Source organism: Siminovitchia sediminis (assembly GCF_042680885.1).
Classification (GTDB): domain Bacteria; phylum Bacillota; class Bacilli; order Bacillales; family Bacillaceae_C; genus Siminovitchia; species Siminovitchia sediminis.
Window position 1 is genome coordinate 1 of record NZ_JBHUEO010000122.1, and the last position, 16,653, is coordinate 16,653.

Annotated in this window: 14 protein-coding genes; all 14 read left to right on the forward strand. The window is 42.8% G+C overall.

Translation table 11 applies throughout. From position 1 onward, the window contains the following. Nucleotides 1-147 precede the first annotated feature (147 nt). The 14 genes from ACFSCZ_RS19930 (at nt 148) to ACFSCZ_RS19995 (ending at nt 16,625) form a co-directional block, all read left to right on the forward strand. Entirely contained in the window at nt 148-1,425 is a 1,278-nt protein-coding gene (locus ACFSCZ_RS19930; protein ID WP_380776854.1) for a TRAP transporter large permease, read from the forward strand. A gap of 180 nt (nt 1,426-1,605) precedes the next feature. After that, complete coding sequence (locus ACFSCZ_RS19935; RefSeq protein WP_380776855.1) at nt 1,606-2,628, forward strand: TRAP transporter substrate-binding protein; 1,023 nt, start codon at nt 1,606-1,608, stop codon at nt 2,626-2,628. Between the two features lie 860 nt (nt 2,629-3,488). Next, entirely contained in the window at nt 3,489-5,375 is a 1,887-nt protein-coding gene (locus tag ACFSCZ_RS19940) for a XylR N-terminal domain-containing protein (protein WP_380776857.1), read from the forward strand. A 35-nt stretch (nt 5,376-5,410) separates the two neighbouring features. Next, the gene (locus ACFSCZ_RS19945; RefSeq protein WP_380776861.1) at nt 5,411-5,893 is read left to right on the forward strand and encodes a flavin reductase family protein; all 483 of its coding nucleotides are present in this window, start codon (nt 5,411-5,413) and stop codon (nt 5,891-5,893) included. Between the two features lie 36 nt (nt 5,894-5,929). Further along, nucleotides 5,930-7,207 (forward strand): Rieske 2Fe-2S domain-containing protein, encoded by a 1,278-nt coding sequence (locus ACFSCZ_RS19950; RefSeq protein WP_380776863.1) that lies wholly within the window; start codon nt 5,930-5,932, stop codon nt 7,205-7,207. A gap of 77 nt (nt 7,208-7,284) precedes the next feature. Beyond that, a complete protein-coding gene (locus ACFSCZ_RS19955; protein WP_380776866.1) occupies nt 7,285-8,415 on the forward strand; it encodes a dipeptidase in 1,131 nt (376 codons plus the stop codon). A gap of 170 nt (nt 8,416-8,585) precedes the next feature. Further along, nucleotides 8,586-8,948 (forward strand): hypothetical protein, encoded by a 363-nt coding sequence (locus tag ACFSCZ_RS19960; protein WP_380776871.1) that lies wholly within the window; start codon nt 8,586-8,588, stop codon nt 8,946-8,948. Nucleotides 8,949-8,980: 32 nt separating this feature from the next. Further along, nucleotides 8,981-10,030 (forward strand): TRAP transporter substrate-binding protein, encoded by a 1,050-nt coding sequence (locus ACFSCZ_RS19965; protein ID WP_380776875.1) that lies wholly within the window; start codon nt 8,981-8,983, stop codon nt 10,028-10,030. 21 nt (nt 10,031-10,051) lie between these two features. Next, on the forward strand, nt 10,052-10,624 hold the full coding sequence (locus ACFSCZ_RS19970; protein ID WP_380776878.1) for a TRAP transporter small permease: 573 nt from the start codon (nt 10,052-10,054) through the stop codon (nt 10,622-10,624). After that, nucleotides 10,625-11,914 carry a TRAP transporter large permease gene (locus tag ACFSCZ_RS19975; RefSeq protein ID WP_380776880.1) on the forward strand — a complete coding sequence of 430 codons (1,290 nt, stop codon included), beginning with the start codon at nt 10,625-10,627 and terminating at the stop codon, nt 11,912-11,914. A 142-nt stretch (nt 11,915-12,056) separates the two neighbouring features. Further along, nucleotides 12,057-13,460 (forward strand): amidase, encoded by a 1,404-nt coding sequence (locus ACFSCZ_RS19980; protein ID WP_380776882.1) that lies wholly within the window; start codon nt 12,057-12,059, stop codon nt 13,458-13,460. A gap of 17 nt (nt 13,461-13,477) precedes the next feature. Continuing rightward, complete coding sequence (locus tag ACFSCZ_RS19985; RefSeq protein WP_380776886.1) at nt 13,478-14,512, forward strand: TRAP transporter substrate-binding protein; 1,035 nt, start codon at nt 13,478-13,480, stop codon at nt 14,510-14,512. Between the two features lie 21 nt (nt 14,513-14,533). Beyond that, the gene (locus ACFSCZ_RS19990) at nt 14,534-15,634 is read left to right on the forward strand and encodes an NAD/NADP-dependent octopine/nopaline dehydrogenase family protein (protein ID WP_380776890.1); all 1,101 of its coding nucleotides are present in this window, start codon (nt 14,534-14,536) and stop codon (nt 15,632-15,634) included. Further along, entirely contained in the window at nt 15,621-16,625 is a 1,005-nt protein-coding gene (locus tag ACFSCZ_RS19995; RefSeq protein WP_380776894.1) for a 3-hydroxybutyryl-CoA dehydrogenase, read from the forward strand. The genes ACFSCZ_RS19990 and ACFSCZ_RS19995 overlap by 14 nt, the downstream gene beginning before the upstream one ends. The last annotated feature ends 28 nt before the right edge of the window (nt 16,626-16,653 follow it).

Here is a 16,653-nt window from a genome sequence, read left to right on the forward strand (position 1 = left end):
AGGTTTTTGGGTGTGTAGTAACTTCAATTATCCTTAGAATTCAGGGGGTGGCAATTTTTTTGCTTATAAAGCCCGCTATAAAGACATTCTATAGCCTATTTAATATAAAAGTTTTGACAATACGTTCCAGGAGAGGAGGGGACTTAAATGGCTTTTCTGCTGGTTATTATTTTATTGGTGTTATTCTTTATGAATGTTCCAGTATTTATAGGCATTGGATTAGCAACATTGGCTGTTGTTACGCTGTCAGGTGATATTCAGCTGATTAAGCTTCCGCAATCGATGTTCTCCTCCTTGGATTCCATTACGCTTATGGCCATTCCCTTTTTTGTTTTGGCAGGCAAACTGATGGAATTTGGCGGGATCTCTGAAAGACTGATAGATTTGGCTAAAAGTTTCGTTGGCCATTACAGGGGCGGTTTAGCTCATGTTTCCATTATGGCCAGTATATTTTTTGCAGCTATCTCAGGTTCGGCTATTGCTACTACTGTTGCGATAGGATCGATTATGATCCCCTCAATGGTAAAGCTTGGTTATGATCGGAACTTCGCTGCTGCTCTCCATGCTTCTGCAGGGAACATAGGGGGGATTATCCCACCCAGTATTCCAATGGTCTTATATGCTGTTGCAGGCGGTGTGTCTGTAGGACAGATGTTTATAGCAGGGATTATCCCAGGTTTGCTGATTGGGGTATCATTTATGTTCCTTTCCTATTTCATTGCACGTAAGGAAGGATACGAAACCACGGAAAAAAGGGGATATGGTGATCTGATTGTAACTTTCCGAAAGTCCATCTTGGCTTTGCTGATGCCTGTCATTATTCTTGGAGGAATATACGGTGGGATTTTTACTCCTACGGAAGCAGCAGCAGTTGCCGTCGCATATGGCTTTATTGTCGGAACATTTGTTTACAAAGAAATCAACCTGTCAATATTAAGGAAAATCTTAATATCAACGGTGCTTACGACATCTTCCCTTTGTCTGATCATTGCCACAGCTTCTTTTTTCGGAATGTTCCTAATACTGGACCGGGTCCCGCAAAACCTTGCAGCAGCCATAGAAAGTGCGAATTTGGGACCCGTTGCAGCGATGTTATTAATCAATCTGCTTTTGCTGCTGCTTGGAACATTCATGGATGCAGCTGCAGCTTTAATCATTACAACCCCCATCCTGTTGCCGGTGGCTGTCAATCTTGGATTTGATCCTATCCATTTCGGAATTATTTTGATCGTTAACTTAAGCATTGGGGTATTGACGCCGCCCCTGGGTGTAAATTTATTTGTGGCCAGTAAAGTGGCAAATACAACTTTTGAAGGGGCAGTAAGGAAGGTAATTCCTTTTATTCTCATCATGATTGTTGATTTAATCCTTATCATTTTTCTTCCTCAAATAAGTTCCGGGTTTGCTGAACTAATGTTCAATTAATATTAGAAACTACTTACCTATATTACTGCAGGTTGTTTAGATAATTGAGAGAAATGCACAGTGGAAGGAGGCGGGATGTGGATATACAGTCCAAACTTGGAACTTTTGCTGATAGGCTCCAATGGGATAAATGAATAAGAAATAAAGTTTTTTAAAAACATTAATAAGGGGATGGGCATTTTGAAGATATTTGCTAAAGGAAAAATACTTAATTTATTATGTGTAATTGCTTTGAGTTTTGCTTTAGCTGCATGCGGGAGCAGTGAGGCCTCTAATAGTGGTTCAGCAACTTCCGATGAAACCATTACACTCAGACTGGGGCATCAAGCAAACGAAGGGGTCACTTATTTTAACTCGGCAGAAAAATTCGCGGAAGAGATGGAAGAAAGAACTGATGGTAAGATCAAGATTGAGGTTTACCCTGCAGCCCAATTAGGTAATGAAGTGGAGATGACTAAAGAAGTTCAGCAAGGTTCGTTAGATATGGTTATTACTTCAACAGGTCCTTTGTCCAATTTTGCGGCAGACTTTGCTGTCTTTCAAATGCCCTTTCTCTTTGATGATGTTCAACATGTGTATGATTCTTTAGAGGGGGAATTTGGACAACTTTTAAATGAAAAAGCAGAAGAAGTAGGGATGAAAAACTTAGGATATATAGGCAATGGTTTTAAAAGCTTAAGTAACTCTAAAAGACCAATCCTGAACGCCGAAGACTTAAAAGGACTTCAAATGAGGGTGAACGAAGACCCGCTTACAACGGATGTGTACAGGGCATTAGGTGCGGATCCCACTCCTATTGCTGCACCTGAAATGTATACAGCATTACAACAAGGGGTGGCGCACGGCTATGAAGGTGATATGCCTGCCCATGATAATTTTAAGATCTTTGAAGTAACAGATTATTTAAGTGAGATACAAATGACATTCTCAGCCTCCTTAATTTTAATTAATCAAGATTTGTTTGATAGTTTTGAGCCGGAAATTCAAGATATTTTCTTGGAACTGGGAGCTAAGTATGCAAAAGATGGAACGGTAGAGAGTGAAAAAATGGAGAAGGCTCTTTTCCAGGAAGCAATAGATTCGGGTGTAGAGGTTACTCGTAAAGCTGATGGAAAAATCGATATTGAATCACTGAAGGAAGCAGTTCAACCTATATATGAAAAGAACAGTCAATTTGATAAATACATTTCAGCTATTGAATAATAGATTTGCTTTTGGAATTGTTAATCATTAAACTATTCGAGAATATTGATACCTCCTACAATAATGAAAGGCAAGGGCTAAAAGGGCTCTTGCTTTTTTTGTTTAAGCATCGTGTTGATAGTAGAGGTTTTTTGAAAAAGTATGGGAACTTTAGAAAATACACGCCGTCCGCTAAACCTGTCTATTTTTACCGACTCCTACGGAAAGGGGTTATTTATTATGGGGAGGAACCGGACGCAGTCTGCAATCCCTTTTTGTTTTTTTAATGAAATCAATGTTATCCAGGTCAATCTTTTAAGCCGATCTTTTCCCCCTGACCCCATTTCCTCGACAGGTTTCTTCCCCGGTGACAGTAAGGGATAAAAATATGTCCTGGCAGGACCATTTTAAAGGGATGCATTTACTCTGCCAAGACTATAGCAACCCATATTAGTATGAATCATACAGAATATAGTCATTTTTTAGACAGGATATGCGGTTGTTTGCTAATATACCAGGAATTAATATTAGGATAGTATAAAAAATTAAAACTATTATTAAGTGTTCCTCAAAAAACTTTTCTGGAAGGTGAGAGTGGTATTGATGCTTAAGTGCAAACCAAAATGATGAAACAACATTCACAGGCAACAGGCAGAGGGCGGATTACGACAATCTTCCCGAATCCATCATATACAGTCAGTGAAGGTCTTGCTTGACAATTTGTTTTTCGATTATCCAATGGCAAACTTACCTGCCGAAAGGAAACAAATATGTTTACAGCCAGATCAAGGTAAGGTGGTTTAAGTCAAAAACTGCCTTTATTACTTAGCCGATAAGTGCTTAAATGAGAAATAAAAACAATAAGGGTGATATCTTTGGGGATGAAGGCACAAGAGCTCTCATTAAGCCATCTAATCACAACTCAGGAAAAATCTGGAGTGAAATTAAAGGACTTACAGCTGACTTTTAATAGTACAGATGCCTGGGGATTACTGCGTAAGGACTTAACTAGTGCACTTGGGATTAGCAGGGCAAAAAGATTCTTAATGCGTTATGGATGGAACTGTGGTGTTCATGAAGCAAGAATTCTAAAGAAGGTCATTGATTGGGAAGATGATGTGGAATGGCTGATCGCCGGCTCAAAAGTGCATCACCTTACCGGGAGGGTCCTTTCGTACCCTGAAAATTTCCAAGTGGATATGGAAAAGGGCCAATTTAATGTTTCTGGCTACTGGATCGATTCTTATGAGGCGAAACAGCATTTGACGTATTCTGGTAAGTACCATGAACCTGTCTGCTATTATTTAATCGGTTATGCAAGCGGATACACAACCGAATGCATGGGCAAAAAAGTAATCTTTAAAGAGGTAAAGTGCAAAGCGAAAGGAGATGACCATTGCAGTTATATTGGAAAGACAGTAGATGAGTGGGGCGATGATATTTCAGAAGAGCTTTTCTACTATGAAGATACGGACATGGCCGTTGAATTGGATCATATGTACAAAAGAATTGAACAGCAGAAAGAGAAACTGAAAATTGGCTATACCCTTAGTCAAAACCTTACTCAGGATATGCTTCAAGGAAAGGGTCTTCCGGGATTTGCAGAAACTATAGGGAAAACCCTCCACTGCCCTGTGTTGATTGAAGGCAGGCATTATGAAAAACTGGCTTCATATGGTGACATTCCGGGGATTCATACATATATGAGTGTCACCAATATAAGAGAAAGATTAAATGACCTTACCGGCAATTCTTTCATTGAATGGTCCCTAAAAGATAAGACCTTTAAATTTTTAACAACCCCCATTTTAATAAAGAGTAAAATTTTCGGTTACATCACCATCGTTATCGATCACGAGAGTGATGAATTTTACAAGGACCTGTTAGAAAGAGCGGCAATTATTTCAGCGCTTCATATGCAAAATGAAAGAGTTGCTATTGAAACAGAGCAGCGCTTAAAAGGAGAACTTCTGGAGCAGCTGCTTAATAATAAAAGCATAGACAGAAATGAAATTTATGACAGGTTTTCATACCTCGACTATAACCTTTCTACCGAACACTACGTCATGTATGTAGTCATTGAAGAGGAAGTCAATTCAAAAGAGATCGAAGATTATGCATATTTAAATATTAGAAACAAAATTTCCGAATATATCTATCAGGATTTTTTATATGAAGAGTACGAGCCTTTATTATTGCCTAAATTAAATTCTATACAAGCCATTATTGATAAACATTCAATTGATAATCGGTATAAGTCTCCCAAACACTTTGCTGAACAGCTGATCAAAAAACTGGGCTTTACCAACGTATATATTGGTTTAAGCGACCAAACAAAAGATATATCTGACTTCTATAAAAAGTTTCAGGAAGTAAAACGTGCAGTTGAACTGGCTATTTGGAAAAAAGCCGAAAATAAAGTGGTGCTTTCTAATGAACTGGGACATCTGACACTCTTTCTGAGTGCGAGGGATCCCGAAGAATTGGAAGCCTTTGCAAATGAAAATTTAAGATCCCTGATTGAGTACGATAAAAAAAGAAATTCAGAATTGTTACATACCCTTATGCAGTATTCTCAGAATGAATTTAACCTTCATAAAACAGCAAGAGAAATGTGTATTTCCATCAGCGGAATGAGGTACAGGGTTCAAAAAATTGAGGAGTTGCTGGATACGGATTTATCAGATTCCAACAGCAGATTTCAGGTGCAACTCTCTCTGCAAATATTGCTCTTGCTTGGCAACGTAGATCACTTAACAACAGCTTAGCTCAATCACTAAAACATAATAAGGAGGCATACTGAATGGAACCAAGAGAATTCAGAAACACCTTGGGCCACTTTGCAACCGGTGTAACTGTCATAACGACAACAACCGGAACCGAGAATATCGGTTTGACAGCGAATGCATTTTCCTCCCTCTCGCTGGAACCGCCCTTGATCCTCGTATGTATAGATAAAAAAGCTGGAAGCCTTGGGGCTTTCAAAAAGCAACGCCCTTTTGCTGTAAATATTCTTGAACAGGGTCAGGTGGAAGAATGTTGGGGATTTGCCAAAAAAGGGGAGGATAAGTTTGCGAATGCCGATTACACGCTTTCGGAAGACGGAGTCCCTATTCTTCAAGGGAACCTGGCCACTCTTGAATGTCATGTTGAAAAGATATATGAGGGTGGCGACCATAAAATCATTATCGGAAAAGTGAAGAGATCCCATTATGATATGGAAAAAGATCCTCTGTTATTTTTCAGAGGGGAGATAAGGCAAGTAAAAGACTTGGCAATCTACTAAATTCATATACCGATTTTTCATTAGGAGGAAAGGTAAATGCTGACGAAAGAAGACAACCAATTATTAACTCAAACAGGTCCTGGTACACCTATGGGAGATATGTTTCGGAGATATTGGATTCCTGCACTTCGATCCGAAGAACTTGAAAAAGACGGTAAGCCGCAGCGTATCAGGCTTTTGGGAGAGGACCTCGTTGCTTTCCGTGATACCAGAGGGAAAGTTGGATTGATAGATGAGCGTTGTCCGCATAGAGGAACCTCTCTCTATTACGGGATCAATGCGGATTGCGGACTTCGCTGCATGTACCATGGGTGGAAATTTGACACAGAAGGAAACTGCATGGAAATCCCTTCGGAGCCAACAGACGGAAAGTTCAGGCAATCTATTAAGTTAAAAAATTATCCTGTGAAAGAAGTTAGCGGGATCATCTGGACATATATGGGTCCTGAAGAGAAAATGCCGCCGTTCCCCGATTTTTATTGGATGGGCTTACCCGAGGAGAGCAAATTGGTAGAGCGCGTCTGGCAGGAATGTAACTATGCGCAAGTGATGGAAAATGACCTTGACTTTGTTCACGCAGCCTTCCTGCATAGGGCCCATATGGAACAAAACGTAAAGGACGGAATTTTGAGCAGCGACCTTGGTATTGATCCGAACCATCCGCTTGTTAAGAATCCGCCGGTCAAACAGGCAGTCCAGGATACGAACTATGGGAAGCGCTGTATTGCAGTAGGAATAGGAAACGAAAAAGAAAATGCCTTTATGGAAATTCATTATATATTCCCATTCTATACGTATCCGCCGCGATTCGGCGGGGAAGACGGCATGTGGCACGCCTTTATTCCAAGAGATGACCACAGTACCTGGGCGTGGGATGTCCAATTTACCCATAAAGGAAAAATCGACGTGGAAGCACAGCATGCGAGACGCGGGTTGGAATTGGATGAAAATTACAGGAAAAAGATCAACATGGACAATGAATACCTCCAAGATCGGCAGTTGCAGAAAACAGCAAACTTTACAGGTATCAGGGGAATCGCGAACCAGGACCATGCTGCAACAGAAACAATGGGAACGATTGTCGACCGTTCGAGAGAGCGACTGGGAACAAGTGATGTGCCCATCATTCATATGCGCCGTCTTCTGTTGAAACAGGCAAAAGCGTTCAGGGACGGGACAGACCCGATGCCGCTGGATAATGATTCATTAAAGACACTGTACAGTGATGGTCTGTATGATGACAATCGGAAAACATGGCAGGAAGCTTTCCCATTGAAAGAACAGTTTGAACCAAGAAAGAAGGTAGGACAATAATTATTTCTGTAAATGTGAAAAAGTACACTGGATACCGCTCTTTTAGTTATTTGGAGCCCGGCAGAGAATATAGAGATGTGGAACTCTCTTACGAACTTGACCGCGTTCCCCGGTTTACCCTGGAAATGACAGAAGAGGAAGAGAGAGTTTTACAAGAGATTATTGAGAAGGAGACGATCGTATCACTGCGGGATCACGGATTTATCGCACCAAAAAATGAGAGAGATATCGTTCCGTATTGCAGCCGGATTCATACGCATTTCCATTATGAAGGTTTAGCCCAATCAGGCATAGATATCATTTTTGAGAATTTTATGGATGGAATTTCCCTGATAACTTCTAAAAGCGGCCTGAAATGGGACGATGTCATCTATTTGCTTGGAAGCAGGTATGAAGATATTCAAAAGCAGGAGACAGTATACATTGCCAGTAACTTCCAGGAACTGCAAAGAGCAAAAGACAGCCGGCAAATAGCACTATTGCCGTCCCTGGAGGCGGCAAGTGCATTAGAGAATGAAATCGACCGTGTGGATATCCTCTATGGGTTAGGAATACGGTGCATGGGGATCACGTATAACCATGCAAATACTTTAGGATCCGGGCTTGGAGAGACAGTTGATGGCGGTCTTACTCATTTTGGCCGAAAAGTGATTGAAAGAATGAACCGCTTAGGGATGATCATTGATATCTCCCATTGTGGAGACAGGACAAGCCTGGATGTCATAGAAGCAAGTGAACAACCAGTTCTTATTACCCATGCCGGGGCGCGGGCGTTATGGAATACTCCCCGGATGAAGTCTGATGAGGTGTTAAAGGCTTGTGCGGAAAAAGGCGGAATCATAGGGGTATGTGCCGCACCTAATACGACTCTGACAAGAAATTACCGTGAACATTCTATTTACTCCGTCATGGAACACTTTAAATATCTGGTAGATTTAGTCGGTATTGACCATGTGGGCTTTGGGCCGGATACTTTTTTCGGTGATCATACAGCTGTACAGCACGCGTTTGATGAGATGCTGGGGATTGCTGACTCACATAAAGGAGAGGAGTTTTTACAAGCATCGTATGTAAAGGGACTTGAAAATCCTGCAGAAGCCATGAAAAACATGATTGCCTGGACAGTGATGGAAGGCTATTCTTCTGCGGAAATTACCAAAGTTGCCGGCGGTAATGCCATGCGTGTGATGAAAGAAATTTTAACATAAATGCCAGCGGAAATGACAGGATGAGTTATTACTTCAATGTTCACTGAGAAAACATGGATAAGATGAATTCGTGTTTGGATATTTTCCAAACCAGCACATTTTTATAACCAGAGTGATACCCTATGCGCCTATTCAGAAGATAAAGATCATAATTGAAGGGAGTTAACAAAATGAGCGAAATCAAACATGGAGCACCTGAAATTCCTAATCCATTGAGAGTTTTTATGACATTTGAATCTACCGGCTGGTTTGATACGACCAAAGAACAGAAAGAAAAAGAGATTTTGCCGGCGCTGAATGACATATTGGAGAGCTGGAGAAACAATGGCTCCGAATTGTTAGGCACCTTTGACCGGGACATATTTACAGCCGGCCATGCAGGTCCAAACAATTGGCACGCATGCTTCTTATTCAATATTCCAGACATGCAAACGATTACAAACATGACGCACTCCTTCCGCGAAGCAGGTTTGGACCGGTATTTCCGCCTGGAAGCATCAATTGGTCGCCCTTTTTTCCTGGTAGAAAAGTAATTTGCTGAAGAAATTTATGAAAGGATGGAAAAATGAAAAGATTGTTATGGGTACTGCCATTGGTATTGACAGCTCTTGTCCTTAGTGGATGCGGGGGCAGCGGTAACTCCGAATCTGCTTCATCAGAAGGAAATGATGAGGTTATTAAATTAACGTATGCTTTCTTTGCACCTGCAGGCACCTTCCCGGCAGTACAAATGGAGGAGTGGAAAAATCGTCTTGAGGAAAGAACGGATGGGAAGGTAAAAGTCGAGCTCTTTCCTGGCGGATCTTTATTGGAAGCAAACAACATGTTTGACGGAGTAGCAAACGGCACCGCTGATATCGGTCTCACCTCTACTTCCTATGAACCCGGCAGATTTCCTTTACTGGCCATCTCCGACATGCCATCAGGTTATGCCAACGCTAAATCTGCCAGCCATGTAACGGCTGATTTGGTAGAAAAGTATCCGCCCGAGCCCCTGAAGGATTTTAAAATCATCACTACTTTCGCTACTGAGCCGGCCTATATTCAAAGTAAGGTGCCAATTGCTTCTATCAACGACTTAAAAGGTAAACAGCTTCGGATTGCCGGAGCACTGATTCCCATTATGGAAGAACTCGGTGCTGCACCGGTCGGAATGTCACAGGCTGAAGTGCCTGAGGCGCTGCAAACAGGAGTAGTGGAAGGATATGTCTCATCAAGGGAAATCTTGAAGGATACGAAACTGGCAGAAATGGTGGGTTATGTAACTGACTACCCACTAGCTCTAAACACGTTTATTGCGGTTATGAATAAAGACAAATGGGACTCGCTTCCTGAGGATGTCCGGCAAGTAATCGATGAGTTAAACAGAGAGATGACTGAATTTACTGGCGATTACTTGGATCACCATGTTCAGGATTCCATTGTTTGGAGCCAGGAAACTCATGACTTGGAAATTGTTGAGTTGTCGGACAGCGAAAAGAAAGCATGGGATGACCGCTTGAACGCTATGCAGGAGGAATATGTTGAGGAACTGGAAAAAGAAGGGCATCCCGCAAAAGAGTACGCAGAGGATATGAGATCTCTTATTGAAAAATATAACGAAGAATTTAAGTAATGGAGTATAGGAGGTTTTTATATGGGAACAGAACAGTCTATCCAATTAGAAGCTGAAAAATCAGAACGAACAGCGCCTAATCACCCGGCAGATGCTCCATTGAAAGACGAAAAACCTAATATATTTTTTAGATTCACTGATTATTTAAATCAAGGACTGGCTTATTTGGCCGGTCTCTCTCTCATTTGTATGATGCTATTGGTTGTCTTCAACTCGATCAAACGCCTGTTTTCAGATCCTATTTCCGGAACAGTTGAGCTGGTCAGCTGGCTAGGGGCCATGACTGCCGTGTTTTCACTTGGTTATGCACAATTACACAAGGGCCATGTATTTATCGATCTGCTTATAGTGAAATTTCCGCCGGCCTTACATAAGCTGACACATTCACTGGTAAATGTCCTCAGTATCCTATTTTTTATCATGGCCGGGTGGCAAATTTCCTTGTATGGCATTAGTTTAAAACAGAGCGGAGTTGTATCAGAAACCATGCAAATTTCATTTTATCCCTTGGTAATATTATGCTCCTTGGGCTTTTTCAGCCTTGTGTTAGCCATAGTAAAAGAAACGATTGAAGTGTGGAAGGAGGAAATATAAATGGACCCGAATCTTTTGGCGATATTGGGCATCTGTATACTTTTCGTGTTGATGTTCTTGAGAATGCCGCTCAGCTTTGCCATGTTTATTGTAGGATTTATCGGATTGCTGTTAGCCGCTTCACCAAACGCCGCGTATAACGTGTTAAGTGCAGATTTATGGAACCAATTCTCCAGCTATTCTTTAAGCGTTATTCCGCTTTATATATTAATGGGCGAGGTAGTCTTTCGAACAGGTATTGCGGAAAAGCTTTTCGAATCGGCTTATAAATGGGTGGGCCATTACCGGGGAGGAATGGCAAGTACAACAATATTGGCCAGTGCGGGATTTGCGTCTATCTGTGGTTCCAATTCGGCTACGGCTGCAACAATGGGAACGATGTCGCTCCCCGAGCTGGACAAGTACGGCTATAACAAAGCACTCAGCACAGGGAGTATCGCAACCGGGGGAACACTGGGAATTATCATCCCGCCAAGTACGGTATTGATTATTTTGGCACTGCAAATGGAGCAGTCCATCAAGGACCTTTTTATAGCAAGTATCATTCCTGGTATTTTTCTAACAGCTTTACTCATTTTAACGATTGTCTTTTTATGTAAAAGGAACCCCGAGCTTGGACCGGCAGGGGATCAATTCAGCATGGGAGAGAGACTGAAATCTCTGAAGGATGTTATCCCGATTGCCCTATTGTTTATCTTTGTCATTGGCGGGTTATACCAAGGTTTATTTACCCCGACTGAGTCAGGAGCATTCGGAGCGACAGGGGCCATTATCCTGTCTCTGGCCATGGGAAAGCTGAACTGGAAAAATTTCCAGTCAGCCATTGCAGGTGCGCTTCGCTCGTCGGCCATGGTCTTGATGCTGGTCGTAGGAGCGATGGTGTTTGGCCGGTTTCTGACGATTACAAGATTACCGTATGTAGTAGCCGAATGGGTAAGTAATTTGCCGGTACCTCCAATGCTTGTCTTGATTTCCATTTTGATCATTTACTTGATCGGCGGATCGATCATGGATGCATTGGGATTTTTAATCATCTCCATCCCTGTATTTTATCCGACCGTGATGGCACTTGGTTTTGATCCGGTTTGGTTTGCTGTAATTCTATGTGTTGTTACAAGCATGGGAGCCATCACTCCGCCTGTTGGCGTGAACGTCTTTGTCGTACAGGGTCTTACCCCTAAAACACCGATTACCACAATATTTAAGGGAGCAGGATATTTTCTCGTCACATATGCCATATTTATCGGCTTGCTGCTGCTTTTCCCGCAAATCGTTCTGTTCTTAGTCTAAATAAGAGGATTATGAAAAAATGGGGTGTGCAGTTTGTCTTTGGAAGAATATATATATCATTTACTGCTGGTAAATAAAGAAGACCTATTATTCACGGACCCGGCTTTTTCCTTTTCATTAGAAGACTTCCGGGAGCATAAAAATGAGTGAAATTTTGTTTGAAACGATTGATCAAATCAGCAGGAAAATCACGAAGCGGGAATTGTCCCCTGTAGAGTTGACCAAATGGACCATCGGGCGTATTGAACAGTTCCAACCAGCCCTAAACGCATTCATTACCGTGTCGGAAGAGCAAGCGTTGGAACAGGCAAAAGACCTTGAGGCAGAGGTGCAAAAAGGTTACATTCGCAGTCCTTTGCACGGTGTACCGATCGCTGTCAAAGATATGGTACAGACGAAAGATATACTTACCACAGGAGGATCTAAGATATTGAAAGACTGGGTGCCTGATGAGGATGCTGTTACGGTCAGGCACCTGAAAGAAGCAGGAGCAATTATTATAGGAAAAACAAATTTGCATGAATTTGCAATGGGAGCTACAACTGAAAATCCACATTATGGCCCTGCCAGAAATCCTTGGAACCTGAAATATACCCCAGGCGGCTCCAGCGGCGGATCAGCAGTGGCAACCGCAGCCGGGATGGCATTTGGTGCCGTGGGAACGGATACAGCAGGTTCGATACGTCTGCCTGCAGCTATGTGCGGAACCGTGGGAATCAAGCCTACATATGACTTGGTCAGCCGTGAAGGAAGTCTTCCGTTCAGCTGGTCGCTTGATCATATCGGACCCATGACCAGGACCATCAAAGACTTGGCCATCATGCTGGATGCAATGATTGGGCGAAAGGAAACAAGTTTCACACAAGCTGAAAGTTTCAAGAAATTGGAAGACTTAAAGAATATCAAGCTTGGATTTTATGAGCCATATATGTACTCAGGCATAGACTCGGACGTTAAATCTGTGATTGAGAGAGCATTTAAGCAGTTTGAGATACTTGGAGCAGAAATCATCCCGGTAGACCTTCCGGGCATTGACAAGGCACTGGAAGGGTTAAGAACCATAGCTCAGTCCGAGGTTGTCGCCTATCATGAACCTTTTTTGGAGAAATATAGTGATCAATACGGGGATGATTTACAGTACCGATTCCGGTATGGGCGGGGTGTATCTGCAACAGATTATATTCGTGCACAAAGAATCAGGAAGAGGTTCATTCAATCAACAATGGATCAATTGAAGGGAGTGGATGCTCTGATCGGACCGACAAACGTTCAGATTCCCTTTGAAATAGGTACAATGGTTCCAGAACAGGCGATTAGCAATATGTTTGTTCTTGGAAAGACACCACTTGCCAATATTCTTGGCTTCCCGGCTTTAACTGTAGCGTGTGGTTTTACAAAAGAACACCTTCCTGTCGGGCTCCAAATTATAGGAAAGCCATTTGCCGACCGGCGGATACTGGAAATTGCTGATTGTTATGAGCGTTCGGAATCCTGGACAGCTGCTTTAAAAAAGAATCAAAACTACGTACAATTCAATCTTTCATAAAAAAGGGGGAGAATAAGATGAGGTTTATACCGAAAATGAAATACTTGGCTCTTTACGTTTGTTGTTTTGTGATCTTTTTGTTGGCAGCATGCAGTTCAAAAGAAACTGCGGGAGATGGATCCAAGCCTATTACACTGTCTTATGCTTTTTTTGCACCTGATAATACTTTTCCGGCTGTTCAAATGAAGAAGTGGGCGGAAGAATTGGAGTCAAGAACCGATGGTCAAGTCAAAGTGGAAATGTTTTTTGGAGGAACCCTTCTGGAAGCGAGCAATATGTTTGAAGGAGTTGCCAACGGCACCGCCGATATAGGACTTACCGCAACAACTTATGAACCCAAGCGGTTTCCATTGTTGGAAATATCAGATTTGCCTTCCGGATATCCTAATTCGGAAGTTGCCAGCCAAGTAGTTCATGATTTGATCCAGGAGTATCCACCTGAAGCCCTGGAAGAATTTAAAATTATTACCGCATTTGCTACGGAGCCTTCTTATATTCAAAGTGTGGAACCCATTGCTAGTTTGGAAGATTTGTCACGTAAACAATTGCGGATATCCGGCGGCTTGACTCCGATTATGGAAAAGCTTGGAGCGGCCCCTGTCGGGATGTCACAAAATGAAGTTCCCGAAGCGTTGCAGACCGGTGTCATTGAGGGGAATATTTCTTCCAGAGAGGTCCTGAAGGATTTGAAACTTGCTGAATCGATAAAACATGTCACTGATTACCCGTTAACCATTACTTCTTTCGTAGCCGTAATGAACAAGGATAAGTGGGAATCCTTGCCGGAAGATGTTCAGAAGGTCATTGAGGATTTAAGCAGTGAAATGAGTGAGTTTACCGGAAAGTATCTGGATGAACATGTGAGAGAGTCGATGCAATGGAGTGAAGAAGAGGAAGGGCTGAGCGTTGTTTCGTTAACGGATCAAGAAAAGTGGGATGAGTTATTGGAGACGGTGCAGAATGATGCAGTTGAAAGAGCAGAGGCACAAGGTCTGCCGGCCAAGGAGTATCGGGAAAGGCTGTACGAACTGATAGAAGAATACACTAAATAATGATTTAAGGGGGAAAATCACATGAAAATAGCCGTACTTGGGGGAGGCAACGGCTGCTATGCAGCAGCAGTGGACTTAACCGAACAGGGACACCAAGTCAAATTATGGAGAAGAAACCAAGAAGCGTTTAAAGGAGTGCTTGATAAACAGGCTATTACTCTGAAAGACCGAAAAGGAATACGGGAGGTACCCCTCTATAAAGCGACAAGTGACTTAAAAGATGCTGTACAAGATGCAAAGCTGATTGTCATTCCGTTGCCTGCGACAACGCAGATTTCTTTGGCAAAGCGGCTGGCTCCTATTCTGGAAGACGGACAGGTCATCTTTTTGCCTCCAGGCACCTTTGGGAGCTATCTGATGTCAAAAACACTTGCAGAGGAAGGATGCCGGGCGAACATAACCTTTGCAGAGACAGGCACCTTGCCTTATTTGGCCAGGAAATATGATGAAGAAACCGTTTCCATTTCAGGGCGTGCGACGAGGCTCCCGACCGGTGTCTTTCCTGTAAACCAATCAGAGCATGCTTTTCAGATATTGAAAGAAGCCTATCCATCCATTGAACCCATACAGGATGCCTTAGATGGAGCCTTGATGAATGCAGGTCCGATTATCCATCCGCCTCTTATTATAATGAACGCTGGACCAATTGAACATTTTGACAGATGGGATATACATGATGAAGGGACTCAGCCATCAGTGAGGAATGTCCATAAAGCTCTTGATGCAGAGAGAATCAAAATTAGGGAAACACTCGGGTATACCGCTCCGCACTTTCCTTTGGACAATCATTACAATTTGGATGGAGACGAGTGGATGTATGGGAATGGGGCCCATGAAGAGCTGGTGGACGGGGAAGATTGGTATGAACCCTTGGATTTACAGACACACCGGTATATGAGAGAAGATATTGCCTGTGGGCTGGCTTTTTTGGTCTCGCTGGGCGAATGGCTGAATATCCCGGTCCCGACAGCAGCAGGACTGCTTGCGGTGGCCAGCAGTATGGTGGGGGAGAATCTGAGGAACACAGGGCGAACCTTGGAGAACATCGGTCTTTCGTCTAAAACACCGGAAGAGATCAAAGAGCTGCTTAAGAAAGGGTTCATTCAATATGAAATCAATTAATGGATCTATCCTGATTGCCGGGGCGGGGAGAATGGGCAGGGGCATCGCGCTGACATTCGCCTATCAGGGCTTCCAAGTTGATTTGGTGGATTTTAAGCAAAGAACAGATCAGGAGTTTGCTCAGTATATTGTAGACGCAAAGAGAGAAATTAAAGGCCAGTTGACTATTCTGTCCCGAAGTGGTGTTCTGTCTGAAGAGGCGCTTGAATGGGTTTTGAATCGTATAAATATCCGCAGCAGCAATGAGGAATGTGGTTGGAGACAAGCAGATATAGTATTTGAAGCGGTGCCGGAAATTGCTGAGGTGAAAAGAGAGACATTTAAACATATTTGTTTGGAGCTTCCGCCTGAGGTGCCAATCGCCTCTACATCTTCCGCGTATTCTGCTGATGAGCTGGCGGAAATGGTTACAGGAAAAGACAGGTTTTTAAATACTCACTGGCTGAACCCTGCATACCTTATACCATTGGTAGAGGTCAGCCCGGCTGCAGCGACAAGTGAAAAAGTCCTGCAGGATGTCTTTCAGTTGCTGGAACGAATCGGAAAAGTGCCTGTCAAATGTGCGCCTTCTCCAGGATATATTGTTCCAAGAGTACAGGCACTGGCTATGAATGAGGCAGCCAGACTTGTTGAGGATGGAGTCGCTTCTCCCGAAGATATTGACCAAGCGGTCCGGGTAGGGTTTGGATTACGATTTGCGGTGCTGGGACTTTTAGAGTTCATTGATTGGGGCGGGGCGGATACCCTTTACCATGCCGGCAATCATTTACAGCAATCCCTGGATGCAGACAGATTTTCTCCTCCTCAGATCATTCGTGAAAAAATGGAACGGGGAGAAATTGGAATGAAAGCGCAAAAAGGCTTTTATCAATTCGATGAACAAAGTATTAGTCAATACCAAGCAGAGACTATTCAAAAATTCATTGACCTGTTGGAGCATCTGGGATACATGCCAAAACCAGCAGTAGGCCAATTGGCAGTAAAAGAGTAATAATAGACGTTCAGCTCTGCTTGAGGAG

Bases quoted from the DNA above. Each gene is read 5' to 3' on its own strand.
- ACFSCZ_RS19930 (WP_380776854.1), top strand. From the start codon at position 148: ATGGCTTTTCTGCTGGTTATTATTTTATTGGTGTTATTCTTTATGAAT.
- ACFSCZ_RS19940 (WP_380776857.1), top strand. From the start codon at position 3,489: ATGAAGGCACAAGAGCTCTCATTAAGCCATCTAATCACAACTCAGGAA.
- ACFSCZ_RS19945 (WP_380776861.1), top strand. From the start codon at position 5,411: ATGGAACCAAGAGAATTCAGAAACACCTTGGGCCACTTTGCAACCGGT.
- ACFSCZ_RS19950 (WP_380776863.1), top strand. From the start codon at position 5,930: ATGCTGACGAAAGAAGACAACCAATTATTAACTCAAACAGGTCCTGGT.
- ACFSCZ_RS19960 (WP_380776871.1), top strand. From the start codon at position 8,586: ATGAGCGAAATCAAACATGGAGCACCTGAAATTCCTAATCCATTGAGA.
- ACFSCZ_RS19965 (WP_380776875.1), top strand. From the start codon at position 8,981: ATGAAAAGATTGTTATGGGTACTGCCATTGGTATTGACAGCTCTTGTC.
- ACFSCZ_RS19970 (WP_380776878.1), top strand. From the start codon at position 10,052: ATGGGAACAGAACAGTCTATCCAATTAGAAGCTGAAAAATCAGAACGA.
- ACFSCZ_RS19975 (WP_380776880.1), top strand. From the start codon at position 10,625: ATGGACCCGAATCTTTTGGCGATATTGGGCATCTGTATACTTTTCGTG.
- ACFSCZ_RS19980 (WP_380776882.1), top strand. From the start codon at position 12,057: ATGAGTGAAATTTTGTTTGAAACGATTGATCAAATCAGCAGGAAAATC.
- ACFSCZ_RS19985 (WP_380776886.1), top strand. From the start codon at position 13,478: ATGAGGTTTATACCGAAAATGAAATACTTGGCTCTTTACGTTTGTTGT.
- ACFSCZ_RS19990 (WP_380776890.1), top strand. From the start codon at position 14,534: ATGAAAATAGCCGTACTTGGGGGAGGCAACGGCTGCTATGCAGCAGCA.
- ACFSCZ_RS19995 (WP_380776894.1), top strand. From the start codon at position 15,621: ATGAAATCAATTAATGGATCTATCCTGATTGCCGGGGCGGGGAGAATG.